Below are 26,245 nucleotides of genomic sequence, written 5' to 3'. Positions count from 1 at the left end.
TTTTAGCGTCTATTACCTTGATTTCTTTGTTTTTATAAATAAAAATCCTTTCATAAGAGAAAAAATCACTTCGTTATTTCGAATCACCGTATGCAGTACATCACCAAAATTTCGAGCCGATTTTGGAAGCAATTTTACCAAAGAAGTATATTGATATTGTCCATTTGGAAGCTGAATGACAAAGCCAAAATCGCCTTGAGCGCCAACGTACATTTTATCGTTTTTATCTATCGCCATCGAACGCACCATACTTCTGTTTTCCGGCTGTGTGACAATTGCCCAGCGAACACCATCAAATTGCATAATACCAAAATGATTGGCAAAAAACATCATGCCTTTAGAATCCTGCAAAACATCCCAATTTTCTGATGCTGCTTTATATGCTTTCGGACTATAATTGACTATAAAAGGAACTCCAATCTTTTTGATTTGGGAATTGATAATTGGAGAAAATAATAGGAATAGAAGTAAAATTCTAATTTTAAATTTCATCATTCTCTTTGAATCTGTAGGTTAGTTTTGTGATTTTAAAAATCACAATCTTGAAAAATACTTCTTTGGGAAAAGTAATTTTCTAGACAAAAACATTCTTTTTTTTTAAATGTACTAATAACAATTATTTAGTATTATCAAAACAAAAAAGAGAATGTCGAAACTCAAATATATAAAATTTTATTTTAATGCAATAAATTACATTTTAACAAGAGAATTTGATAATTAGAGAATTAAATACGTTCCGTAAGAACGTTTGATTACGCACACACCATTATTCCGAAAAAAAGATGCCTTACAGGACACCATGCAAATTCATAAATGCTTTTTTCTACTGACCCGATATTTCTAACGGAATAATTTATTTGTAAAAATAAATCGAATCAAAAATCTAAATTTTGTTTTCTGATTTTCAGCATTATGTACAGAATTACACCTATTCTGTATTTTCAATTATAATTAGATTTGTACTTTTATATTCTTATCAACTCTAATTTCGAAAATATTAAAACCAAGAATTTTGAAAAAACATCTTTTTATCATAGCCATTCTGACAGCCAATTTTACTGCTTTTTCTCAGAATAAAATCATAACTGTTACCAACAATTTAAAAGTTGACAGAGAGTTTGAAACCATCGAATTAACTAAAAAATCTCTTGGATTACCTGCAAATGTCAAACTCGAAGATTATGCAATAAAAAATGGCAATACCTTTTTAGAAACACAAACCGTAGATAATGATGGAGACGGAAATGCAGATTTGCTTTTATTTCAGCCCAAAATTAAAGCTTCTTCAAAACAGGATTTTGAGGTTTTGATTGGAACAAACCCTTCGGCTTCAAAAGTAATGAGCTGTTATTCTCGATTTGTTCCAGAACGCACCGACGATTATGCATGGGAAAACAATAAAGTAGCGTTTAGAACTTACGGACCTGTAGCGCAAAAAATGGTTGAAGATAATATTCCTGGCGGAACGTTAACCAGCGGAATTGATGCTTGGCTAAAAAGAGTCGATTATCCTATCATTAATAAATGGTACGAAAAAACAACAACCGGAACTGGAACATACCATAAAGATACTGGCGAAGGTCTGGATAATTTTCAAGTTGGAGACAGTCGCGGCGTGGGCGGAATTGCAGTTAATGTTGATGGAAAATATTATTTCTCCAAGAATTTCATTAGCTGGAAAACGATTACAACTGGTCCAATTAGAACAAGTTTTATTTTAACTTATGCCGATTGGGATGCCAAAGGAAATAAAATAACCGAATCGAAATTAATTAGTTTAGATTATGGAAGTCAGCTTTCTCGTTTTGAAATCAATATTACTGGAACAAAAACTATTGCAGCCGGTTTAACGCTTCATGACAAAAAAGGAACAATTGGCACCAATTTAAAAGAAGGCTGGTTAAGTTATTGGGAACCTATTGATGATTCTGAAATTGGTATGGGTTTAGTTGCGCCAAAAGGTTCGTTAATTAGTTTTGATAATCATGTTACTGACGAAAAAGAATTAAGCAACTTATACGGAAATATTTCAGTAAAAAACAACAAAGCTATTTATTATGTTGGTTTTGGATGGAAAAAAGGAAGTCCGTTTCAAACCAAACAAGAATGGGAAAAGTATTTGAGTTCTTTTGCTGAGAAGGTAAATAATCCTTTGATTGTGAAGGTTAAAAAGTGATTTTTTTGTGCTAAGGCTCAACGTTTTTTTTAACATAGCCCGTGGTTTTAACCACGGGAACACAATGTATAATATCAATTCGTTTCCCGTGGTTAAAACCACGGGCTATGTTTAAATTGCGTTTTGTCATTTCGAGGAACGAGAAATCGCACTAGAAACTCTACAAAGATTGGCTTTACTAGACGGAATTCTTTGTGTGATTTATTTCATCAGTTCACTAACGTCCGAGTCTCGTTCCTCGAAATCACAAAACTATATTCAAAATTTATTTACATCTGCTTAATCTGCGAAAAAATATATTTATCTTCTAACAGGAAAATAATTTTCCTTCAAAATAATCTCCAACGGAATATAATGTGTCTTTTCTGTTTCTTCCTGTAGAACCAGCTTTTTATACAAATAATTAATTCCCATATAACCTTGATCTTCGGGCCTTTGGTTGATTAAAAAATCTATTACGCCTTTATTTAAATATTCGATGTTTTCTTTTAGTAAATCAAAACCAATAATTCGAACACCTTTTATATTATTTTTTTCTAAAAACTCAGCAACAATATAAGCTCTAGAATTTGGTACAAAAACACTGTTTACGCCAGAAAACATTTCCAAATTCAACTGATCGATTCCTGAATCTTTTAAGGCAAATTCAGAAAACTTGAAATTGGTTAATTCGTCATGATCTTCAAAATACGAATAAAAACCTTTTATGCGTTGCTGATACACAGAAGTACTTTCGATTTCTCTAGTAATCTTAAAAATTAGAACTTGTCTTTTATTTTTTACAGCAAAACTGATTAATCTTCCAGCTAAATATCCGCTCTGAAAAGCATCTTGACCGACATATGCATGTTCGTTTTCTTCAGAAATATTCGAATCGATCATTACAATCGGAATATTTTTCTTTTCATATTCCTTTAAAAACTCAACAGAATCTTTGTAGAAAATCGGTGCAAATAAAAGTCCATCACAATCAAATTCTAGTACTCTCTGAGCAGATTCTTTGAACGATACTAGATTATAATCATAAAAAAAATAATCCAAAACAATTCCGAATTTGCTAAATTCCAAAGCGACTTTTTCTATTCCATCGACCTGACTTTTCCAATACTCCAAAGTTTCTGATTTTGGAAGGAAAACAGCAAAATGAAACTTTTTGTTTAAAGCCAGATTACTTGCCAAAATATTTCGGGTATATCCAAATTCTTCAATTATTGCATTTACCTTATCAACGGTTTCCTGCGCCACTTGCCCGCGTTTATGTATAATCCTGTCGACAGTTCCGGCAGAAACATTAGCTAGTTCGGCAATTTTTTTTATTGTTATGATATTGATTCTTTTTAAGTTAAAAAAATAAAAGCAGTTCGGTAAAATTAATTTATTTTATCAAAAATAAGTTGTTTTACATCACATTTTGCATACATTTGTAAAATACCGTGTACGCACACGCAAATATACACATAACATCAAAAAACAAAAATAAAACGACTAAAATGATACTAGATTCATTACATAATGCTCAGAAATACTATGGTTTACATCCAAATTTCAAGAAAGCATTTGATTATGTAAATCAAAATGACATTGCCAATCTTGAAGAAGGTGCTTTTGAAATTGGCGAAGGTTTAAAACTAATTGTAATTGTCGGACAAGGAAATACAAAAGAAGAAGCAGTTAAAGGTTTTGAATGTCATGATAAAAACATCGATATCCAGATTTCGATTAAAGAACCAGAAACTTTTGCATGGAAACCAAGAGAAAAATGTGTGAATCCGAATGGTGAATATAGTGACGAAAGAGATGTTCGATTTTTTCATGATGCACCAGATACCTTTTTTGAAATGCAGGAAAAACAATTTGCAATCTTGTTTCCAGAAGATGTTCACACTGCAATGATTGGCGAAGGAACGTTGAAAAAGATTGTTATTAAAGTAAAAATATAGCTTATGAGTACAATTCAGAATTCTATCGATGCCATAATCAAACAAGGAATGCTTCCGTTGTATTTCAATGCCGACGAAAATAAAAGCATTTCTGTTTTAAGAACATTATATAATATCGGTATTAGAGCAGTTGAATATACAAGCCGTGGCCCAGAAGCGCTTTCAAACTTCAAAAAAATGGTTGAAGTAAGAAATGCTGAAATGCCAGAAATGCTTCTTGGAATTGGTACGATCAAAAATTTAGTGCAAGCAGAAACTTATTATTTAACTGGTGCAGATTTTTTTATAAGTCCAGGATTTGTTCCTGAAGTCGCTTCATTTTTAATTCCAAAAGATGTTCTCTATGCTCCAGGCTGTATGACTCCAACTGAAATTATTCTTGCTGAAAATGCCGGTTGTAAAATTCATTAAACTTTTTCCTGGAAATATCTTAGGACCAGATTTTATGAGCGGTATTAAGAACATTTTTCCAGATTTAATTTTCATGCCTACAGGCGGTGTTGACACCACAAGACAAAGTATTGAAACTTGGTTTAATGCTGGAGTTTCTGCGGTTGGAATGGGAAGCAAATTAATCAGTAAAGAAGTAATGCAATTTGATGCTTACGAAACAATCGAAAAAGAAACGAAAAGGGTTTTAGATTTGATTGCAACGATTAGAAGTTAAGAAGTCAAAAAAATAATCAATTATAAAAATTACATGAATTCAATATTCAACTTAGAAGGAAAAATTGCACTGATTACGGGAGGTGCCGGAGTTTTAGGAAGCAATTTTGCAAATGTATTAGCAAAACAAGGCGTTATTGTTGGAATCGTTTCTCAGTCACTTGAAAAAGCTGAAAGCACTGTAAAAGCGATCGAAGCAAATGGCGGAAAAGGTTTTGCGGTTCAGGCCAATGTTTTAAATAAAGAAGAATTAGAAAAAATTAAAGATTTTATCGTTGAAAAATACGGACGTCTTGATATCTTGATTAACGCCGCTGGCGGAAATATGCCAGGTGCAACGATTCAGCCAGATCAAGCTATTTATGATATGAAAAGCGATGATTTGCAAAAAGTAATCGATTTGAATATTATTGGAACTATGCTTCCTTCTCAGGTCTTTCTTCGCACTTTTTGCGAAACAGAAATCAGGAAATATTATCAACATTTCTTCTGCTTCGGCACAAAGGCCTTTAACGAGAGTTGTGGGTTATTCTGCTTCAAAAGCGGCAATCGACAACTTTACACAATGGATGGCGGTTGAATTGGCTCAAAAATACGGCGAAGGAATTCGTGTAAATGCAATTTCTCCAGGCTTTTTCATTGGAGAACAAAATCGCGCTTTATTGCTTACTCCAGAAGGGAAACTAACGCCAAGAGGCGAAAAAATCATCGATCATACCCCAATGGGAAGATTTGGAACTCCGGAAGATATTGACGGCGCGCTTTTATTTTTATGCGGCGACATGTCGAAATTCGTAACAGGAATTACATTAAAAGTAGACGGCGGATTTGCTTGCAACGAGTATTTAAAATATCAACCTCTCTCCTGCAAGGTTTTTAAAACCTTGTAGGTTTAAATTGTAGATTATTATAAATTAAAAATACCTACAAGGTTTTAAAAACCTTGTAGGAAATAAAAAATATAAAACATGGAACAAACATTAAGATGGTTCGGACCAAATGATCCTGTTTCTTTACAAGACATCAAACAAACTGGAGCAACTGGAATTGTAACGGCTTTACACCATATTCCGAACGGGCAAGTTTGGAGCATTGATGAAATCATTAAACGAAAAGTTGAAATTGAGCACGAAAACGGAGATCCTAAAAAAGGCGCTTCTGGATTAACTTGGTCGGTTGTAGAAAGTATTCCTGTTCACGAAGACATTAAAAAACAAACTGGAAATTACCTGCAATACATTGAAAATTATAAAGAAAGCATTCGCAATTTAGCTTTATGCGGTATTAAATGTGTTTGTTATAATTTCATGCCTGTTTTAGACTGGTCAAGAACAGATTTGTCTTATACGGTTGAAGACGGTTCAAAAGCTTTGCGTTTTGACATTAATGCTTTTGCGGCTTTTGAATTGCATATTTTAAAAAGACCAGGAGCAGAAAATGAATATTCTGAAGAACAAAAACAAAAAGCAAAAAGCTATTTTGAAGCCATGACTTCAGAAGACAAAGTTAAATTGCGACAGAACATTTTGGCTGGACTTCCTGGTGCTGAAGAAGCTTATTCTGTTGAAGATTTCTTGGTTACTTTAAGTGCTTATAATCATATTGACAGACAAGCTTTAAAAAATAATCTTTTTCACTTTTTAAAAGAAATTATTCCAGTTGCAGAAAGCAAAGGTGTTGTAATGGCAATTCACCCAGACGATCCTCCTTATCCAATTTTAGGTTTACCGAGAGTCGTAAGTACAGAAGAAGATTTGATCGAATTAATGAACAGCTTGCTCCTTCTCCATCAAACGGATTTACCATGTGTACAGGTTCTTATGGGGTTCGTGCTGATAATGATTTACCTGGAATTGTAAGACGTCATGGCGATAAAATGAATTTCATTCATTTAAGAAGCACACAACGCGACGAAGAAGGAAGTTTCTACGAAGCAAATCATCTAGAAGGCGACGTTGACATGTACGAAGTTGTAAAAGCAATTCTGGAAGTTGAAAAAAGAAATAATAGCCAATTACCAATGCGTCCAGATCACGGACATCAAATGTTGGATGATTTAAAGAAAAAAACAAATCCGGGATATTCTGCAATTGGCCGTTTAAGAGGCTTGGCAGAATTGCGAGGACTTGAATTAGGGATCAAACGATCTTTATAATTTGTTTGCTTTGCGAAGGCACTAAGACACGAGGTTTTTTTTATGTTTCACGCAGATTTAAAAAAATTTAGGCAGATGAACGCAGATAATTTATACATAATAAAATCTGCTATAATCTGCCAAATCTGTGTAAAAAAAATCTTTTTAATCCTTTTAATCTGTGGCTAAAAAAACTTAGAGCCTTAGTGCCTTAGCGGCAAAACAAAAAAAAACTAACTAACCACAAACAACCACAAAACCATGATCCGCCAAACCATTCTTATATCCTGCGGTCTTTTCATGAATACTTTACTGGCGCAGGAATTACCTAAAATCATTACTTCCAAAACCAACTATCTTCCTGATTTTAGTTATGCTGGATATCATTTCGGCGAAAGCCAAATTCCTGAAACTAATGGAAAAGTAATTAATGCTACTGATTTTGGTGTAAAAGCAAATGATAATCTAGACGATTCAAAAGCACTCTTAAAAGCTTTTAAAGCGGCAAATGCCGTTGAAGGAGATGTAATTCTGCAATTGCCTGCCGGACGAATTATTCTAAGCGATATTTTGTATATCGAAAGAAGCAATTTTGTACTTCGAGGCGCAGGTTCAAACGAAAACGGAACTGAGATTTACTGCCCAAGACCAATGATGTATCTTAAAGATTCTGAAGTTTTGGTTGAACTTCGCGAATACTTAACCACTTTTGATAAAAGACAACGTGAACCAGAAAATAATATTGATTTACCTTTTTCTCAATACGCTTGGTCCGGAGGATTTATCTGGACACAGGTTCCGGGCGAACGCGTAAAATCATATTTAGACAAATACGAACCAGAGTCTAATCCGTTGGCGAAAGTCAATTCGGGAAAAATGGGCGAACATGTTATTTCGGTTTCTGACGTAAAAGGTTTAAAAGTTGGTGATGTTGTCGAATTGCAATTGTTTAATAAAGATGGCGAAAACGGCGAAATCATCAAAGATTTATATCAAGGCGCCAAAGTAAAACCTGGTTCGCATCATTGGAAATTTCCAAAACTTCCCATTGTAAGACAGCAGGTTGAAATTGCTAAAATTTCTGGTTCTAAAATCACTTTAAAAACGCCTTTAACTATTTCAATAAAAACAAGTTATCAGGCGCAATTAGTAGAATGGAAACATTTAAATGAAGTTGGAATCGAACATCTTCGTTTTACTTTTCCTGATATTCCGAGAGTCGCACATCACGTAGAACCTGGTAATAACGGGATTTTCTTAACTCGTCTTTTTAATAGTTGGGTTAAAGATATCAAAATCACCAATGCAGACAGCGGTATTTTAGCCGAAGAAGTTTCTAATGTAACCATTCAAGATGTTACAACCGACGGACCGCATTTGGCTCATTATACGGTAACTTTAGGCGGCGTTCATAATGTTTTGGTTAAAGATCTAAAAATCTATAATTCTGCTGTTCATCCTTTAAGTTTCAACACATTTGCAACAAAAAACGTATATCAGAACTGTGAAATTTTTACAGATCCTGTTTTAGATCAGCATTCTGGGGCAAATCATCAAAATCTATTTGACAATATTACGGTTCATTTAAAAGCCGATAAAAACAATAGTTACGCTTTATTTGGCGGCGGTGGAGCCGATTACTGGAAACCTTCACACGGGCCTTTCAGTACGTTTTGGAATCTAAATGTTCAAGTTGAAAATCCAGATCCATCGAAAACTGTTTTATTGTACGGGATGAAAGATGGTGCTTTAGCCAGAATTATTGGTGTTCACGGCAATACGAAATTTGAAATCAAATACGACATTGATCCTTATATTGAATTTTTAAATACGCCAATTGAAAAAATTCCGTCTATTTACGATTATCAATTAAAAAAGAGATTGAAGTAAAGTTCTTTTTTTAATCTCGCAAAGTCGCTAAAAAGCAAAGCTTTATGAGTTCATTTTTAATAATATTAAGTATAGTTTGTCATTTCGACGAAGGAGAAATCTTCGTAAGTAGCTCCGTATAGAACTTCGTCAATCTTTGTAGAGTTACTCGTGGAGATTTCTCCTTCGTCGAAATGACAAAAATGAGAAAAACTTTGAACCTCTGCTCCTTTGCAACTTTGAACCTAAAAAATTAACCGCTATGAAATACAAAATAGTCTTTCTGGTTTTGCTTTTTATTTCAGGAAACCTGTTTTCCCAAAATAAATACCGCCTTAAAAATTTCTCTACCACCGATGGACTTTCGCAGAGTTCTGTCATTGCCATTCATCAGGATAAATTTGGGCAGATGTGGTTCGGAACACGCGATGGTTTAAACAAATATGATGGAAGCCGATTTACCATTTTCAGAAATGATACTGCTGATAAATATTCGATTAGCAACAATGATATATTAGCAATTGAAGAAGACAATTCAGGAAAAATCTGGGTCGGAACTTACAATGGATTAAATTGTTATGATCCTATTTCAAATCGTTTCACGAGATATCTTCATACCAAAGCCAATCATACCATTAGCAATAATGCCGTTTGGAGCATGAGAGAAATTGGCGGAGAAATGTGGTTTGGAACTTCAAAAGGATTAACGATTTACAATAAAAAAACAGGATTATTTTCTTCTGTTTTCCATTCAGATGATGATGCTTCTACCCTTCCGAGCAATAATATTTTGAGCATTTTAAAAACCAAAAAAGGCGAAATTTGGATTGGAACAACGAAAGGGTTGTGTCAATTGACAAGTAGAAAAAATGGCAAATTAACTTTCAAAAATTATCCTTTAAATTCGACTGATTTGTTAAATGTACAATCGGTAATTGAAGACAAAGATGGCAGTTTATGGATTGGAACAAAAAACAAAGGTCTTCTAAAATTCGATCAAAAAGAAAAAGCTTTTGTTTCGTTTTTACCAACAGAAAAATATCGAGAAATTAATAGCGACATTCGCTCTTTACTAATTGACAATCAAGGTTCTTTATGGATTGGAGCTTATGACGGAATTTATATCTTAGGTCAAGATAAGAGTCTTCAAAAAATCAACAATACCAATAACAGCAACGGAATCGACAAAGTAAAGTCGGTTTTTATGGATAAAAAAGGTTCTATTTGGATTGGCTGTTATTATAAAGGAGTAAATCTTTGGGATGTTTCAAATGTCAATTTCTCTAATTACAATCAGAATTCAAAAAAGATTCCGATGAGTTTTGATGTGGTGAGTTCGATTATTGCAGACAAAAACGGGAACATTTATTTTGGAACTGAAGGTGGCGGAATCACGATTTATAATAAAAATACCGAAACTGTAAGTTACATTAATAGCAAAACTGGACAAACTCATAAAAATGATATCAAAGCCATGTGTTTGGCAGACGATAATATTTTATGGATTGGAACTTTTTCTAAAGGATTATCAGCTTACAATACTATTTCTAAAAAAATTGAAGACAACAGAATCGCAACAGATCTAACCGATTTATTAAAAGAAAGCGGCGTTTATTCGCTTAAAGCTGAAAACAAAATCTTATGGATTGGAACTTTTGGCAAAGGTTTAATTCGTTATAATACATTAGATAGAACCTTTCAAATTATTGGAAATGATACTTCTAAACCCGTTTTTCTAACCAATAACATGGTTCGCAGTATTTTAATCGACAAACAAAATTCAATCTGGCTTGGAACACAAAATGGTTTAAATCGCATTTCGCTTCGAAATTTTGATCCGAATAAATACCAAATACAGCATTTTTTTTATGATCATTCGGCTTTGTCGGGCGATGATATTTTGACTTTGTTTGAAGATTCTCAAAACAAAATTTGGGTGGGAACAAAAGCCAAAGGTCTTCATGTTTTTGATGGAAAAAAATTCACTAGAATCAATCTCAGAATTGGAAATACGGTCATTACTTCCATTCATTCGATTTTAGAAGATGACGATAAAAACTTATGGATCAGTACCAATCAAGGAATTATAAAGTACAATACAATTAAAAAAGCAATTGTCATTTATGATCAGAAAGATGGTTTGGCGAGTAATGAATTCAACGATAATTCGGCTTTAAAATTAGGATCTAATCAGTTTTATTTTGGAAGTCCGTCAGGTGCAACCTTTTTCGATGCCACAAAAATTTCCTTAAATAATTATGCGCCACAGGTTTTAATTACCGATTTGAAAATTAAAAACGAAACGGTAAATGCGCATGACAAAGACGGAATTTTAGACCAAAGCATTGGTTTTACCAAAAACATTACTTTGGATTATGACAAGGCTAATTTTTCTATCAGTTTTGCGATTCCAAATTACATTCGATCCAAAAACAATCAATACAGTTATCGTTTGGTTGGTTTGGAAAACAACTGGACAACAACCAAAAACAGCGAGGCCAATTTTGCGATTCAGAATCCAGGAACTTATACTTTTGAAGTTCGTGGCGCTAACAATGACGGCGTTTGGAACCAAACTCCAACAACTTTAACGGTTATTGTAAATCCTGCTCCGTGGCGCAGCATTTGGGCATTTTCATTATACGGAATCGTAATTGGTTTGGGTTTGTACGGTTTGATTTGGATTATGAAATCGAAAGCGAGACTGAAGCAAAAATTGGAACTGGAATATCTAGAAACGCAGCGAATTGAAGAAAACAATAAATTAAAACTAGATTTCTTTACCAATATTTCGCATGAATTTAGAACACCTTTAACTTTGATTTTAGGTCCTTTACAACAAATTCTAGCCGATTATAACGGAACTAATGAAATGTATAAAAAGCTTCTGGTTATTGAAGGAAGTGCAAATCATCTTCTAAGTTTGATCAATCGTTTAATGGATTTTAGAAAGCTGGAAAATCATCAAGTTACGCTAGAATCTGCAAACGGAAACATTGTAAAATTTACCAAAGAAATCTTTTTATCGTTTATTGAATATGCCAAAGACGGCGGCTACGATTACACGTTTGAAACTGAAAATGAAGAAATTCTAGTGTATTTTGACCGTTACAAACTCGAACGCGTATTTTATAATTTAATTTCGAATGCTTTTAGATATACTCCAAAAGGCGGCTCGATCAAAGTTACAATCAATCACGATCAGCAGAATCTGTTTATTGCGGTCGAAGATTCGGGCGTAGGAATTGCTGAAGAACATATTGATAAGATTTTCGACTTGTTTTTTGAAATTCCAATGCACAATCAAGTTCAGAAAAACTACAATAAAGGAACTGGAATTGGACTTTCGATTGTAAAAAATATTGTAGAATTACATAAAGGAAAAATCGATGTTATGAACAAAACCACAGGTGGCGTTATTTTTAAAGTGACTTTACCTCTTGGTCGCGAACATCTTTTAGACAGCGAAATTATTTCTGATTTTAAAATCAGTGACGATATTGAACAATATTCGGCTCAATTAGAAACTTCAGAAATTATTGAAAATGAAGATATTGAAGATTTAATTGTAAACGAAGAAAAACAGACCATTTTAATTGTTGAAGATCATAAGGTTTTGAGAAAGTTCATGAAAAATCTTCTCAAAAAAGACTACAACATTATTGAAGCCGAAAATGGTAAAATCGCTTTTGAAAAAGCTTTAAAATTTGTTCCGAATTTGATTATCAGCGATGTCATTATGCCTGAAATGGTTGGAACTGAGCTTTGTTCGAAAATCAAAGAAAACATAAAAACGAGCCACATTCCAGTCATTCTGCTGACTTCTAGGTCTTCATTGGTTTACAAATTTGAAGGATTAGAAAGCGGTGCAGATGATTATATCAGTAAACCTTTCAACTTAATGGAGTTCAGGCTTCGCGTTAAAAATCTTTTGAATACAACAGAACGTTTACGAATCAAATTTTCAAGCGAAGACAGTTTTATTCCGTCAGAAATAACGGTTTCTTCTTTGGATGAAGAATTATTGAAAAAAGCATTCAAAATTGTGGAAGAAAACATTTCAAACGAACAATTTGATATTCCGTTTTTCTGTTCAGAATTGGGTGTCAGCCGAACAATGTTATTTTTAAAAATTAAAGCTTGGACCAATTGCACGCCAAATGAATTCATTCACGAAATCAGATTAAAACGTGCATCTCAATTATTAGAACAAAACAAATTAACCGTTTCAGAAATCAGTTATAAAGTCGGTTTCAACAATCCGAAATACTTTAGCAAATGCTTTCAGAAAAAGTACGGCGAGACTCCATCTCAATACGCCGACAAATTTTACAAATCTTCGACAGTTTTTTAAACAATCCGCGTTTTTAAAGGCTTAAAAAAGGGTATCTGTATTTTTAGATACCCTTTTTTGTATTTCTATTTCTTTTTTGGCTTCTACATTTGCGATATGAAAATCAAAAAAACAAGCTTCCTTTTACTCCAAATTTTGTTTGTCATTATCATAATCGGAATGAGTTTATTGCTTTTCTACTTTATCTAACTTATTAACCTTAAAACCAAAAAATGAATGTTTACAAACCACAAAAACAAATCGTTTAAATGGTGTTTACTGGTATCTTTTTTACTGGTAAATATCGTGATGCACGCACAGGAACGAAAAGTAACTGGAAAAATTACTTCCAGCGAAGATTTGCTCGGGCTTCCTGGTGCCAATGTCTATATTAAAAATTCCTCTGTTGGCGCTTCTGCCGATATGGACGGAAATTATACTGTAATTGTAGGAGAGAAAAATGCTGTTTTAGTTTTTAATTTCGTCGGATTTCAAACTGTTGAAGTTCCGGTTGGAACCAAAAATGTTATCAATGTAAGTTTAAAACCAGATACAAAAGCCCTTGACGAGGTTATTGTTGTTGGTTATGGTACACGTAAAAAGAGTGATATTACAGGATCTGTATCTTCTGTAACGGCAAAAGAGTTGACGGCTTATCCTGTTTTAAATGCAGAACAAGCTTTACAAGGCCGTGCTGCGGGTGTTTCGGTAATGTCTAATAATGGTGGCGAACCTGGAGCTCCAACAAAAATCAGAGTTCGTGGAGGAACTTCAATCAATGCGAGTGGAGACGCTTTAATTGTTGTTGATGGTTTTGCAGGTGTTTCTATGCCAGCACCTCAAGATATTGCTTCTATTGAAGTTTTAAAAGATGCTTCGGCAACAGCAATTTATGGATCTCGAGGATCAAATGGAGTTATCATGGTAACAACCAAAAAAGGAAAAGCAGGAAAACCTGTAATTGAGTTTAGCAACTCGACTTCTATTCAATCTGTAAATAACAAATTGCATTTATTGAACGCTGACCAGTTTGCGACTTACAGGAAAAGTTTTACTACGCATACGCAAGGTCCTGCAAATACAGATTGGCAAGATGTTATCTATCGCGAAGGAATGATTTCGAACACGCAATTATCTTTCTCAGGCGGATCTGATAATGTGAGATATTATGTTTCGGGAACTTATTTTAACCAAAATGGAGTTGTAATTAATTCTGGAATTGATAAATATACTATCGTGGGTAATCTTGAAGCCGATTTATCTCCAAAATTTAAAGTGGGTTTAAACACGTTTACAAGCAAACAGAACAAAGAAGGAATCGTAAGCCAGACAGGTGCTGGAGGAACGGGTGCTGCGGGTGTAATTGCTTCTGCTTACCGTTTTATGCCAGATAAAGGAATTTACAATGCTGATGGAACTTACACTACTACTGCTCCAATTGGAGACGATATCGACAATCCGTACGCAACTGCGATGGAAAATATTTTAGAAACTGTTTCTATCGTAAACCGAAGCAATTTCTTCGCTCAATATCAAATTACTAAAGATCTTGATTTTAAAACGACTTTAGGTTTAACCGATAATAATTCGCAAACAGGAAGATTTATTCCTTCTACTTTAATTGCTGGAAAAAATATCAAGGGAGAAGCTTCTGTCAATAACACTAGATTTTCTTCTTTCTTGACAGAGAATTATCTGACTTTCAAACGTGAAATTATCGACAAAGGAATACTGACAGTTCTTGGAGGATATTCATACCAAAAAAATAAAAACGAAAATTCGTATGCCGCTTCAAGAGGATTTTTGACAAATACGAATTCGTATAGAAACTTAGGCGCTGGAACTGTTTTCTTAAAACCTGATTCTGGTTTATCTGAAACAGAATTGATTTCTGCCTTCGGAAGGTTGAATTTTGATTATGCCGACAAATATTTACTAACCTTTACCGCAAGACGAGATGGTTCTTCTAGCTTTAGTAAAAACTACAAATACGGAACTTTTCCTTCTGGAGCAATTGGATGGAACATTAGTAAAGAAAACTTTCTGAAAGACAATAAAACGGTTTCCAATTTAAAACTAAGAGCAAGTTACGGAGCTACAGGAAACCCATCGATTGGTGCTTACTCTACTCTTTCTAGATTCTCTGAAATTTATTATGTGAGTGGCGATGTAATTACAAATGCAGTTCAGTTAACTTCTTTGGATAATCCGAACTTGAAATGGGAAACTTCATATCAGCAGGATTACGGAATTGATTTAGGTTTATTTGATAACCGAATCAGCATTACAGCAGATTATTATAAAACAATCACTAAAGATTTGTTATTCAACAGACCGCTGCCAGGAGTTTCAGGAATTGCTTCTCAGCTTCAAAACGTAGGAGAATTAGAAAATAAAGGATGGGAATTAGGAATTAATACTAGAAACTTTATTGGTGCAGATTTTACTTGGTCTACAAACTTTAATATTTCTTCGAATAAAAATAAAGTGTTGAAATTAGCAGATAACAAAGATCTTTTAATCAATTCTGCTCCAGGACACTTCTTAGCAACTGAATCTCAAATTTTAAGAGTTGGACAACCTGTTGGTTCTTTCTTCGGATTTGTTTATGATGGTGTAATTCAACAAGGAGAAGCAGTTCTGCCAGGAAACTTTGAAACTGTTGCAGGTGGTGAAAAATTTAGAGATGTAAATGGCGACGGAAAGTTAGATTCTCAGGATAAAACAATTATCGGAAATCCAAATCCAGATTTCATCTTCGGATTCAACAACGATTTTACATACAAAAATCTTGATTTAAATATCTTCTTTCAAGGCTCGCAAGGAGGTCAAATCTTAAACTATACTTTAATGGAGTTGGCTTCTGGAAACAATAATGCTACAACTGAAGTTTTAGATGCTTGGACACCAACTCATACGGATACAAATGTTCCTGCAAATGCCGCTAGAACAAAAAGAATTACTTCAAGATTTGTTTATGATGGAAGTTATATCCGTTTGAAAAACATTTCTATTGGATATAGTTTAGATGAAAAAGTAGTTTCAAAAATGGGATTAAGCAAAGTTCGTTTTTACATCAGTGCACAAAACATTTGGACGATTACCAATTATCCAGGAACAGATCCTGAAACAAATTACTTAAACGACTCTAACTCTAGAAGTAATACTTATTTAGGATTGGATTACGGAGGATATCCAAACGTAAGAACGTTTACAGCAGGATTCAATTTAAAATTTTAATCTAATACAACTATGAAAAAATATATAGCTCTTCTTTGCTTTGGAACACTTGCTTTTTTTAGCTGTTCTGATCTAGAAGAAAAACCAGTAGGAATTATTCGTCCAGAAAACTTTTTCAATAATACAGACGATTTACAGGCTGCTGTAAATGGAGCTTTCGCTAATATTGCCCACAACAATTATTGGGGAAGAGAATTTACAATTGCCCTTATGCTTCGTGATGATATGGCCGATATTGGCGATAGAACAACTCAAGCAGCGCGTATCGATGTGAATGACATGTCTATGAACGATACAAACGCGCTTGTTGCAAATTTTTGGCCACAATCTTATGTGATTATTACAGCTGCCAATCAGGCTATTGCAGGTGCTAAAAAAACACCTGGAGATCCTGCAAAAGTTAACGCTATTGTGGCTCAGGCTTATTTTGCAAGAGCTTTTGCTTATTATCATTTGGTTCGCCTTTTTGGAGATATTCCGTATGTAGATTTTGTTGTGAATGATGTATCGCAAGTAAATTCTTTAAGTAAAACAAAAGAAGCAGATGTTTATCCAAAAATCATTGCCGATTTAGAGTTTGCAAAACAGTGGTTAGATGATAAACCAAAAGTAAAAGCCGTTCCCGGAAAAGGTACTGCTGCAGGATATTTAGCTTCTGTTTACTTGACTTTAGGAAATTTCCAAAAAGCATATGATGAAGCGAAATATGTAATTGCAAACGAAGCAAAATTTGGTTTAGGTTTAGATGCCGATTTTCAGGATTTATTCAACGCTACAAAAACAGCTTCATTAAAAGAGCCACTTTTTACAATTGATTTTAATAACTTAACATCAGGAAATTACGGTCAAGATTATACGGCGTTTTTTACAGGATCTTTAAAAGATGACAGTTACAGCTACGGACAAGGTTTTTCGGTTGCAGTTCCATCTTTAAAAGTATTCAACACTTGGGATCAGAGAGATTATAGAAGAGCCATAAGTTTTGATACGATTATCAGAAAGAAAACCGGTCCAGGCGGATCATTGCAAGTTTATCCTTCAAGCGATAATGAGAAAGCGCCTCGTCCGCATATTGCAAAGTATTTCCGTTTTCCTGGAAAAGCTGGTGCCAACGGAAGAACTTCGCGAGCACAATTACATCACAATGCGTTTTGCTGAAGTTTTATTGACGGCTGCTGAAGCCTTAAACGAGATTAATCCAGGAACAACAGAAGCTGATGGTTATGTAAACCGAGTTCGTGCCAGAGCAAGAAACAAAGCAGGGAAATTGGTTTCTTTTCCAGCAAATGTAACTCCAGGACTTTCTCAAACCGATTTTAGAAAAATGGTTATTGACGAAAGAAGATTAGAATTGGCTTTTGAATATATAAGATGGTATGATATAAAAAGATTAAAAATCGGACCAGAAGTATTTGGACCAAATGGTTTAGAACCACATGCTAATTTTGATCCAAACCGAGATTATTTATGGCCATTGCCTGGAACAGAATTGGCTATTAATCCGAATTTAAAACCAAATAATCCTGGTTATTAATAGTATGGAACGCGGATGAAACTGGTTTGCTATCGCAAAAACACGAATAAAACGGATTTTTTTATTGCTTAACTTATAATTGGTTTCCCGCAGATCTTACAGATTTAGCAGATTAAATTAAAAAATCTGTGTGAAGTAAAAAATCAGCCAAATCTGCTAAATCTGCGAGAGAAAAAAATCCGTGCAAACCAATGTCTTCGCGATAGCGAATCCGTACAATCCGAGTCTAAAAATCAAGATTACAAAATATTTACTATGAAGAATGTCAGTTTCATTTCTTTAATTCTTGGGTTTGCATCGCTGGTAACAGCATGCAAATCTGGGATTAATTCTCAAACAAAAACTACTTCAGCAACGACTGAAAAACTGGAAACGCGTTATAAAATGCTATTAGATTATCCGGTCGATTCAATGTCAATGCCAAGAAGTATGAATACCAAAACGCTTGAAATTCGTAAAGTCCCGTCTAGAGATTGGACAAGTGGTTTTTTTGCTGGAAATCTTTGGCAATTGTACCGATTAACAGGCGATTCAAAATACAAAGAACAAGCTCAAAAATGGACTCCTTTCAGCAAAAAGGAAAGTGTCAATAGTAATTCGCATGATGTAGGTTTTAAAGTGTTTTGCAGTTTTGGAGAAGCGCTGAAAGTGGAAAACAAAAAAGAATACGAAGCGGTAATTGTAAAAGGCGCAGAAACTTTATGCACAAGATTTAATCCAAAAGTGGGATCGATTCGTTCGTGGGATTTCAACAAAGAAATCTGGGATTATCCTGTAATCATCGATAATATGATGAATTTAGAATTGCTTTTTGAAGCGTCTAAAATATCAGGAAATCCAAAATACCGCGATGTTGCCATTCAACATGCCAATACAACTTTAAAAAATCAGTTTAGAGAAGATAACAGCTGTTATCACGTTATCGATTATAACCCAACAACAGGCGAAGTTAGAAAGAAAACAACGCTTCAAGGTTACAACGACGATTCGGTTTGGGCACGCGGTCAAGCTTGGGCAGTTTACGGATTTACTATGTCTTACCGTTACACAAAAGATCCTGCTTATTTAAAACAGGCCGAAGCGACTGCAAAGTTTTTTATGACGAATAAAAACCTTCCAGAAGACGGAATTCCGTATTGGGATTTTAAAGATCCAAGTATTCCTAATGCTCCCCGTGATGTTTCTGCGGCAATGGTTATGGCATCAGGGTTATACGAATTGTATACTTATACCAAAAATAAAAGTTATTTGGCTTTCGCCGATAAAGTAATGGCTTCAGTACAAACGGATAAATATATTTTGGATACTCAAATTAAAGCGCCTTTCTTATTTGATCACAGCACTGGAAACTGGCCAAAACACGACGAAATTGATGAACCAATAATTTACGCCGATTATTATTTCTTGGAAGCATTAATAAAGAGGCAAAGTCTCAAAGGTTCAAAGTAACAAAGGTTTTGAATCTTTGAACCCTTGAGCCAAAAAAACCTTTGAACCTTTGTAACTATGAACCTTTGTAACTATGAATAAACCGAATAAAACTTTTTCAATTTTTGCGCTTTTTGTTTTGTTTCAAATTTGTCTGAGCAGTTTTGCTCAGACAATGAGAAACATCAATGACAATTGGCTTTATTTAGAAAATCATACTCCAAACCTCAACGAAGCACAAAAAGCCTCCAATTGGGTTTCTCTAAATTTACCTCATACTTGGAATGCTGAAGATGCAACCGATTTAATGCCCGGTTACCGCCGCGATGCAAGTTGGTATCAAAAGAAACTCAACATCTCTAAAATCGATCAAAATCAGGTTTATTCCTTGTATTTTGAAGGATCAAACGTAACGACTAAAGTCTATGTAAACGGCAAAGAAGCGGGTTCTCATATTGGCGGTTATATTGGTTTTTCTATCGATGTTACGAAATTAATTAAAGAAGGAAACAACGATATTTTTGTTCGCGTAGATAATAGTTACGATATCGAAGTTATTCCGTCTCAAAAAAGCGATTTTTTTATTTATGGAGGCATCACGCGCGATGTTTGGCTGGTTTCGAAATATAAAAATCATATCGAAAATATAAAAATTACCACTCCTGAAGTTTCTGCTAAAAAAGCTTCGGTGCAAATTGTTTCTTCTTTTGTAAATCCTGATAATTCAAAAGATTTATCATTGACGGTAACTTTAAAAAATCCGAAAGGGAAAAAAGTAGCTAGTAAAACAGTTTTGGTTTCAGATAAAACTTCGACTATCACTTTCGAAAACATCAAAAATCCAGAACTTTGGGATACTGAAAAACCTAATTTATACAGACTCTCTGCTGTTTTATCAGAAAAAAATCAAATTAAAGACAGTGTTTCAGAGAAAGTAGGCTTTAGATGGTTTGAGTTTAAAGATCATGGGCCTTTTTACCTTAACGGAAAACGTCTGTTAATTCGCGGAACGCATCGTCATGAAGAACAAGCTGGAGTTGGTGCTTGCAATGACAAACGAACAACATTGGGCAGATATGAAATCGATAAAAGAAATGGGAGCCAATTTTGTACGTTTAGCACATTATCCGCAAGATCCAGAAATTTATAAAGCTTGCGACGAATTAGGTTTATTGGTTTGGGATGAATTGCCTTGGTGCCGTGGCGGAATTGGAAATGATGCTTGGAAAACTAACACCAAAAATATGTTGTCGGAAATCATCAATCAGAATTATAATCACCCAAGTATTATTATCTGGTCTTTAGGAAATGAAATTAACTGGCTTCCTGATTTTCCTGACGGAGATAATGCAGAAAAAACAAATGCGTTTTTAACCGAATTGAATGATATTGCACACCAACTAGATCCAACAAGAAAAACGGCTATTAGAAAATATTATGAAGGTTCGCATATTGTAGATGTATTCTCTCCTTCGATTTGGTCAGGCTGGTATTCTGGAAGCTACAAAAGCTATCAGAAAGCAATTGATGTTTATAAAAAAGAATACAAGCATTTTATTCATGCCGAATATGGCGGAGACAGCCATGTTGGCCGTCATAGCGAAAATCCTGTAACAGGAGAAAATATCATAAAAGCTGAAGGTTGGGAAGAAGCCATTGTTCAGACCAAAGTGGCAAACATTGCTCAAATTGGCGATTGGAGCGAAAATTATATAGTTGATTTGTTTGACTGGCATTTGCATATATCCGAGAATGATCCAACGTTTGTGGGAAATGTTCAATGGGCATTTAAGGATTTTGCAACGCCGTTACGCCCAGAAGATGATATTCCGTACATGAATCAAAAAGGACTTACAGATAGAAACGGAATTCCAAAAGATGCGTATTACGTTTTTAAAAGTTATTGGGCAAAAGAACCTTTTGCTTACATAGAATCGCATACTTGGACAGAACGTCAAGGTCCTGAAAATACACCACGAACAATTAGCGTTTTCAGCAACTGCGATAAGGTAACTTTGTCTCATAATGGAAAATCATTAGGAGAAAAACAGCGAAATCTTGCTCTTTATCCTGTAAATGGTTTAACTTGGGATGTCAATTTTACAAAAGGCGAAAATATTTTAATTGCTATTGGAAAAACAAAAGATGGAAAAACAGTTTCTGATACACTAAAAGTAAATTATCGTTTCAATAAAAATGATACGGCAGTTTCTTTGCAATTGTCATCAGAAAAACTAAAAAACGGAAATTATTTGGTAACTGCAATCGCTATTGATAATAATAATTTACGTTGTTTAGATTATGAAGCAAGTGTTTATTTTCAATGTTTAAAAGGAGGAAAAACATTAAAAAATCAAGGAACGCCAACTGGAAGCGAATCCATCAGAATGGCAAATGGAAAAGCGTCTATCGAAGTAATTCCAGATGGTTCTGGCAATCCGATCGAAATGACAGCATTGAATCAGAGCTTTAAAGGAGAATATTTGAAGATTTCGGTTGAATAAAAGTTGCTAAGATGCTAAGCTACTAAGATTCTAAGTTTTTTTGTTTCACGCAGATTTTACAGATTTAGTAGATTTAATTTTGATCTGCTTAAATCTTTTTAAATCTGCGTGAAACAAAATCATTTTAATCCTTATAATCTGTGGCTATAAATAAAGTATTCATTCCAAAAAAATACAATTACAAAACAAATTAATACAAAAAATGAAAAAACTATTAACCGCACTACTCCTAACCTCTTCCGTTTTGGCGTCTGCGCAAAATCTAATCTCGAATGTACCAAACCGAAATACCACTTCTTTAAACGGAGTTTGGAATTATATTATAGATCCATACCAAACAGGCTTTTACAGTTTTCACCTTGACCAATACGACAAAAGTGAAAAGCCAGCAAAAGGAGCTTTTTTTACAAATTACCATGCTCAAAACAAACAGGAATTAGTAGAATATGATTTTGATAAATCGCCTACAATCAATATCCCAGGCGATTGGAATTCGCAGGTTACAGAACTGAAATATTATGAAGGAAATGTCTGGTTCAAAAAATCTTTCGATTATAATTTGGGAGCTAAAAAAGCGTTTGTTTTTGTATTTGGGAGCTATCAATTATAAAGCTGATGTATATTTAAATGGAAAAAAACTAGGAACGCACGAAGGCGGTTTTACTCCATTTAATTACGAAGTCACTTCTGTTATACAGCCAAAAGACAATTATCTCGTTATAAAAGTGGACAACACGCGCCATAAAGAAGATGTTCCAACGGTGAATACTGATTGGTGGAATTATGGCGGAATAACGCGCGATGTAACTTTAATTGAAGAAGAAGCTTCTTTTGTAGAAGATTATACTATTCAACTGAAAAAAGGCAATTCAAATGTTATTTCTGGTTTTATCAAGATCAATAATTTACAGGCTTCACAAAACAATGTTTCGATTTCGATTCCAGAATTAAAAATCAATTTTAAAGAAAAAGCAAATGCTCAGGGAATTTTAAATTTCGAAATTCCTGCTAAAAAAATCTCGTACTGGTCTCCTGAAAATCCGAAATTGTATGACGTAACGATTGATTTTAACGGACAAAAATTAAAAGATCAAATTGGTTTTAGAACTATCGAAACCAAAGAAGATAAAATTTTGCTAAACGGAAAACCAATCTTTTTGCGCGGTATTTCTATTCATGAAGAAAATGCAAAAGGCGGACGTGCTAATTCTCCCGAAGATGCCTTGCGTTTGTTAAATTGGGCAAAAGAATTAGGTTGCAATTATGTTCGTTTGGCGCATTATCCGCACAACGAAAATATTATTCGCGAAGCCGATAAAATGGGAATAATGGTTTGGGAAGAAATTCCGGTGTATTGGACAGTAGAATTTACAAATAAAAATACCTATCAAAATGCCGAAGATCAATTAACGGCTTCTATCATTAGAGATAAAAATAGAGCTAGCATTATTATTTGGTCAATGGCAAATGAAACGCCAATTTCGGATGCCAGAAATACATTCATTAAAAATTTAGCTTCACACACTAGATCATTAGACAACACAAGATTAATCAGTGCGGCTTTATTGACCAAAAAAGAAACGATTGACGATCCAATTGGTGAAGTTTTAGATGTTGTGGCTTTCAACCAGTATTTGGGCTGGTACGGCGGAAATCTAGAAGATGCTGAAAAAATAGTTTGGAAATCTAAATACAATAAACCTATTGTTGTTTCTGAATTTGGAGGCGATGCTAAAGCTGGTTTACACGGAGAAAAAAACGAACGCTGGACAGAGGAATATCAGGAATACTTATACATTCAGAATTTAAAAATGATTGAAAAGATTCCACACCTCAGCGGAACAAGCCCTTGGATTCTGGTTGATTTCAGATCTCCAAAAAGATTGCTTCCAGGAATTCAGGACGGTTACAATCGAAAAGGTTTAATTTCGAATGACGGCGAAAAAGAAGAAAGCATTTTATATTATGCAGAATTGGTACGCTAAGAAGAAAAAAGAATAATAAATTATATGGCCTATTACCAATTCATTAACAAAAAACAGACTGTAAATTATATGATTTTTCTTCATTATTAACTTACTTTGTAGTTATTCTAAAAAATTGTAATCCTATGAAAAAATTTTATTTACTGGCAGTTACGCTATTTGTCTGCCTTTACAGTTCAGGCTCAAGATGTGGTGAAATTTGCTCCATTAGACAATAGTCCTGTTGATATTTCTTATTTCCCAAACAAAGCAGTTAAATTCAAAAAAACAGATAATCCAAATCCGGTTATCAAAGTTCTTTATGCAAGACCTACTGCAAAAGGAAGAACTATTTTTGGCGATGTTGTAAAATTTGGTGAAGTTTGGAGAGTTGGTGCTAACGAAAATACAGAAATCAAATTCTACAAAGAGGTAACTATTGGCGGTAAAAAAGTTCCTGCAGGATACTATAGTTTATTTGCTATTCCTGAAAAAGACAAATGGACTATCATTATCAATAAAGAATTAGATTTATGGGGTAGTTATGCTTATGACGAAAGCAAAGATGTAGTGAGAGTTTCTGTTCCTGTTAAATCTGTAAGCGAAACTATTGAAGCTTTATCTATTGCATTTACAGCTCAAGGTAATATTGCTAATTTAGTTATTGGCTGGGATAAAACAACAGTTGAATTACCTATTACGATTAAATAACAAATCGAATATTTTAAATACAAGAGAGACATTGCAAGATGTCTCTTTTTTTGTTTATAGCTTCTTCAATAATTTTTACAGCGAAATAATTCCCATTACAAAAGCAGTCTGAACTGCTTCTGCCGTATTGGTTACTTTCAATTTTTCGATAATATTCTGTCTGTGTCGTCTTACAGTATAAACCGAAATGTGCATTTCGGTCGCAATTTGTTCGCTTTTGTTTCCTTTTGCAACGCTGGTCAAAACTTCTATTTCTCTCTTTGAAAGTATATTTTCAGTATTGTTTTTATACTTTTCAGATTCAATTACTTGACCTGTTCTAATATTAAAAATCTTTCCTTCAATTCCTGTACGAGGTCTGCAAATCTGTTGATGGCAGATACAAGCATAATGCAAGCGAAATACTTCCGTTATTAAACGTGTTTAAATAAATCGTTCGATGATTTATATAGGTAATTTTATCGATAGAATCTTTCATTCTAAGACGGCTCAAAGTGCTGTAATTGCTATATTCTTCTCTCGGAATCTCTTTTAAAAACTGATAAAAATTGAGTTCTAAAACATGACGTTCCACCAAATCTTCTGAATTGATTTTAGTGAAAATACATTCTTCAAAAGCAGAATCGATTTCAGAATTTTCGTCTGGAAGTCCAAAAATCGAACCGAAACTACCTGCATAGATATAACTTTTGTCGGATTGATAATCGGATAAAACAGCTACACATTGTTCTATTTTGACATAATTGATGACGAATTGTTTATACATTTCGATATCATTAGATTCTCCAATTTCAAATTTTTGTTCTAAAAATGTAGTCATTAATTGGTTTTCGATCGAAGAATTCTGTGGCATTTAGAAAGTATAATTGGTTAATTTTACGTATTGCCCCTTCTTTGAAGCAATTCTATTTTTGGAAAATTAAAAATATTACTTTCTATCCCAAAAAAATAATCTATGAAAACATTTTTTTACAATGCTATTATTATCCTTAGCCTTTCGGCTTTAACGAGTCTGCAATACTAAAAATGAAACTGCAAAAACAACAATGAAAGAAGAAACAAAAACAGATTCTGCATTTGTAAATGGTTCGCCGTGTGATATCAAATTATCTTCTATCCATTTTACAAAAGCAGTAAATGGTGCTGACTCGCTAATTAAGACTGAAGCAAATGAAAAAGTAATTTTTAAAGCTGGTGAAAAATCAGATTACTTTTCTGATCCAGACGGAAAATTGTCTAATACTAGCGCGCCAATGCTTTTATCTAAAGTAGACAATACAAAACCTTTTACGCTTACCGCAAAAGTTACGCCTGAGTTTACAGAAAAAGGTTTGTATAATGCTGGTGTTTTATATATTTATGTCAATGACAGTTTCTATCAAAAATTTTGTTTTGAGCAAGACGAAAGAGGCAATCACAGAATTGTAACGGTTCGCACAATGACAACTTCTGATGATAACAATCATGATGTGGTAAAACAGCCTTCTGTTTACATGAAAATCTCTTCTGACACTAAAACGGTTGCAAGTTATTATTCGTTAGATAAAAAAGAACTGGCAGATGGTTCGTTTGTATAAAAACAACTACCCAAAAGAAATCTGGATGGGAATTAGCACTCAATGTCCTGTAGATAAAGGAACTCAAAGTATTTTTGAGGAAATTAATCTGGAAGAAAAAAGTGTTTCTGATTTTCGTTTAGGAATCTAAGTTTGCTATTTTAAGTTCTTTAATAAAAACAAATTGTTA

At 33.9% G+C, this 26,245-nt stretch carries 23 protein-coding genes and 1 pseudogene; 20 read left to right on the top strand and 4 right to left on the bottom strand.

Features of this window, described 5'->3' with window-relative positions; genetic code table 11:
• Positions 1-12: 12 nt before the first annotated feature.
• On the bottom strand, positions 13-495 hold the full coding sequence (locus P5P87_RS01080; RefSeq protein WP_278021219.1) for a hypothetical protein: 483 nt from the start codon (positions 493-495) through the stop codon (positions 13-15).
• A gap of 517 nt (positions 496-1,012) precedes the next feature.
• Here P5P87_RS01080 and P5P87_RS01075 point away from each other — a divergent pair.
• Entirely contained in the window at positions 1,013-2,176 is a 1,164-nt protein-coding gene (locus P5P87_RS01075; protein WP_198857435.1) for a DUF4861 family protein, read from the top strand.
• A gap of 300 nt (positions 2,177-2,476) precedes the next feature.
• Here P5P87_RS01075 and P5P87_RS01070 read toward each other — a convergent pair whose 3' ends face one another.
• Positions 2,477-3,439: a substrate-binding domain-containing protein gene (locus P5P87_RS01070; protein ID WP_278022844.1), complete on the bottom strand. Its 963-nt coding sequence runs from the start codon at positions 3,437-3,439 to the stop codon at positions 2,477-2,479.
• Positions 3,440-3,666: 227 nt separating this feature from the next.
• Between P5P87_RS01070 and P5P87_RS01065 the strand changes: the two genes are divergently transcribed.
• From P5P87_RS01065 to P5P87_RS00985, 17 genes and pseudogenes are all read left to right on the top strand, one after another.
• A complete protein-coding gene (locus P5P87_RS01065) occupies positions 3,667-4,116 on the top strand; it encodes a NanQ anomerase/TabA/YiaL family protein (RefSeq protein WP_278021218.1) in 450 nt (149 codons plus the stop codon).
• 3 nt (positions 4,117-4,119) lie between these two features.
• Positions 4,120-4,527 carry a bifunctional 4-hydroxy-2-oxoglutarate aldolase/2-dehydro-3-deoxy-phosphogluconate aldolase gene (locus tag P5P87_RS01060; protein WP_278021217.1) on the top strand — a complete coding sequence of 136 codons (408 nt, stop codon included), beginning with the start codon at positions 4,120-4,122 and terminating at the stop codon, positions 4,525-4,527.
• Positions 4,505-4,783 (top strand): beta/alpha barrel domain-containing protein, encoded by a 279-nt coding sequence (locus P5P87_RS01055; RefSeq protein ID WP_278021216.1) that lies wholly within the window; start codon positions 4,505-4,507, stop codon positions 4,781-4,783. Before P5P87_RS01060 ends, P5P87_RS01055 begins: the two co-directional genes overlap by 23 nt.
• 33 nt (positions 4,784-4,816) lie before the next feature.
• Positions 4,817-5,362, top strand: a complete 546-nt coding sequence (locus P5P87_RS01050; RefSeq protein ID WP_278021215.1) for an SDR family NAD(P)-dependent oxidoreductase — start codon at positions 4,817-4,819, stop codon at positions 5,360-5,362.
• A complete protein-coding gene (locus P5P87_RS01045) occupies positions 5,256-5,672 on the top strand; it encodes an SDR family oxidoreductase (protein WP_278022843.1) in 417 nt (138 codons plus the stop codon). Before P5P87_RS01050 ends, P5P87_RS01045 begins: the two co-directional genes overlap by 107 nt.
• A gap of 78 nt (positions 5,673-5,750) precedes the next feature.
• Positions 5,751-6,937, top strand: a pseudogene (uxuA, locus tag P5P87_RS01040) (mannonate dehydratase).
• 240 nt (positions 6,938-7,177) lie between these two features.
• On the top strand, positions 7,178-8,806 hold the full coding sequence (locus P5P87_RS01035; RefSeq protein WP_278021214.1) for a hypothetical protein: 1,629 nt from the start codon (positions 7,178-7,180) through the stop codon (positions 8,804-8,806).
• Positions 8,807-9,047: 241 nt separating this feature from the next.
• Complete coding sequence (locus P5P87_RS01030) at positions 9,048-13,139, top strand: two-component regulator propeller domain-containing protein (RefSeq protein ID WP_278021213.1); 4,092 nt, start codon at positions 9,048-9,050, stop codon at positions 13,137-13,139.
• A 216-nt stretch (positions 13,140-13,355) separates the two neighbouring features.
• A complete protein-coding gene (locus tag P5P87_RS01025) occupies positions 13,356-16,358 on the top strand; it encodes a SusC/RagA family TonB-linked outer membrane protein (protein WP_278021212.1) in 3,003 nt (1,000 codons plus the stop codon).
• Between the two features lie 12 nt (positions 16,359-16,370).
• Positions 16,371-17,516, top strand: a complete 1,146-nt coding sequence (locus P5P87_RS01020) for a RagB/SusD family nutrient uptake outer membrane protein (protein WP_278021211.1) — start codon at positions 16,371-16,373, stop codon at positions 17,514-17,516.
• Complete coding sequence (locus tag P5P87_RS01015) at positions 17,503-17,892, top strand: RagB/SusD family nutrient uptake outer membrane protein (protein ID WP_278021210.1); 390 nt, start codon at positions 17,503-17,505, stop codon at positions 17,890-17,892. Before P5P87_RS01020 ends, P5P87_RS01015 begins: the two co-directional genes overlap by 14 nt.
• 255 nt (positions 17,893-18,147) lie before the next feature.
• Positions 18,148-19,341 carry a glycoside hydrolase family 88 protein gene (locus P5P87_RS01010; protein WP_278021209.1) on the top strand — a complete coding sequence of 398 codons (1,194 nt, stop codon included), beginning with the start codon at positions 18,148-18,150 and terminating at the stop codon, positions 19,339-19,341.
• 154 nt (positions 19,342-19,495) lie between these two features.
• Positions 19,496-20,470: a glycoside hydrolase family 2 protein gene (locus tag P5P87_RS01005; protein WP_278021208.1), complete on the top strand. Its 975-nt coding sequence runs from the start codon at positions 19,496-19,498 to the stop codon at positions 20,468-20,470.
• Entirely contained in the window at positions 20,370-21,824 is a 1,455-nt protein-coding gene (locus P5P87_RS01000) for a glycoside hydrolase family 2 TIM barrel-domain containing protein (RefSeq protein ID WP_340696701.1), read from the top strand. The genes P5P87_RS01005 and P5P87_RS01000 overlap by 101 nt, the downstream gene beginning before the upstream one ends.
• Before the next feature lie 202 nt (positions 21,825-22,026).
• A complete protein-coding gene (locus P5P87_RS00995; protein ID WP_278021207.1) occupies positions 22,027-22,434 on the top strand; it encodes a hypothetical protein in 408 nt (135 codons plus the stop codon).
• Positions 22,409-23,809, top strand: coding sequence for a glycoside hydrolase family 2 protein (locus P5P87_RS00990; protein WP_278021206.1), 1,401 nt, complete (start codon positions 22,409-22,411; stop codon positions 23,807-23,809). Before P5P87_RS00995 ends, P5P87_RS00990 begins: the two co-directional genes overlap by 26 nt.
• 159 nt (positions 23,810-23,968) lie before the next feature.
• Entirely contained in the window at positions 23,969-24,499 is a 531-nt protein-coding gene (locus tag P5P87_RS00985; protein WP_278021205.1) for a DUF2911 domain-containing protein, read from the top strand.
• Positions 24,500-24,574: 75 nt separating this feature from the next.
• Here P5P87_RS00985 and P5P87_RS00980 read toward each other — a convergent pair whose 3' ends face one another.
• Positions 24,575-24,895: a response regulator transcription factor gene (locus P5P87_RS00980; protein WP_278021204.1), complete on the bottom strand. Its 321-nt coding sequence runs from the start codon at positions 24,893-24,895 to the stop codon at positions 24,575-24,577.
• Complete coding sequence (locus P5P87_RS00975; protein ID WP_278021203.1) at positions 24,840-25,319, bottom strand: hypothetical protein; 480 nt, start codon at positions 25,317-25,319, stop codon at positions 24,840-24,842. The genes P5P87_RS00980 and P5P87_RS00975 overlap by 56 nt, the downstream gene beginning before the upstream one ends.
• 226 nt (positions 25,320-25,545) lie before the next feature.
• Here P5P87_RS00975 and P5P87_RS00970 point away from each other — a divergent pair, with 226 nt between their 5' ends.
• Together P5P87_RS00970 and P5P87_RS00965 are read left to right on the top strand one after the other, a co-directional pair.
• Positions 25,546-26,076, top strand: a complete 531-nt coding sequence (locus tag P5P87_RS00970; protein WP_278021202.1) for a DUF1349 domain-containing protein — start codon at positions 25,546-25,548, stop codon at positions 26,074-26,076.
• Positions 26,060-26,206 carry a DUF1349 domain-containing protein gene (locus tag P5P87_RS00965; protein ID WP_278022850.1) on the top strand — a complete coding sequence of 49 codons (147 nt, stop codon included), beginning with the start codon at positions 26,060-26,062 and terminating at the stop codon, positions 26,204-26,206. Before P5P87_RS00970 ends, P5P87_RS00965 begins: the two co-directional genes overlap by 17 nt.
• Positions 26,207-26,245 lie beyond the last annotated feature (39 nt).

It is taken from the genome of Flavobacterium ginsengisoli (assembly GCF_029625315.1).
GTDB lineage: Bacteria > Bacteroidota > Bacteroidia > Flavobacteriales > Flavobacteriaceae > Flavobacterium > Flavobacterium ginsengisoli.
This window is presented reverse-complemented; position numbering and strand designations above follow the sequence as displayed.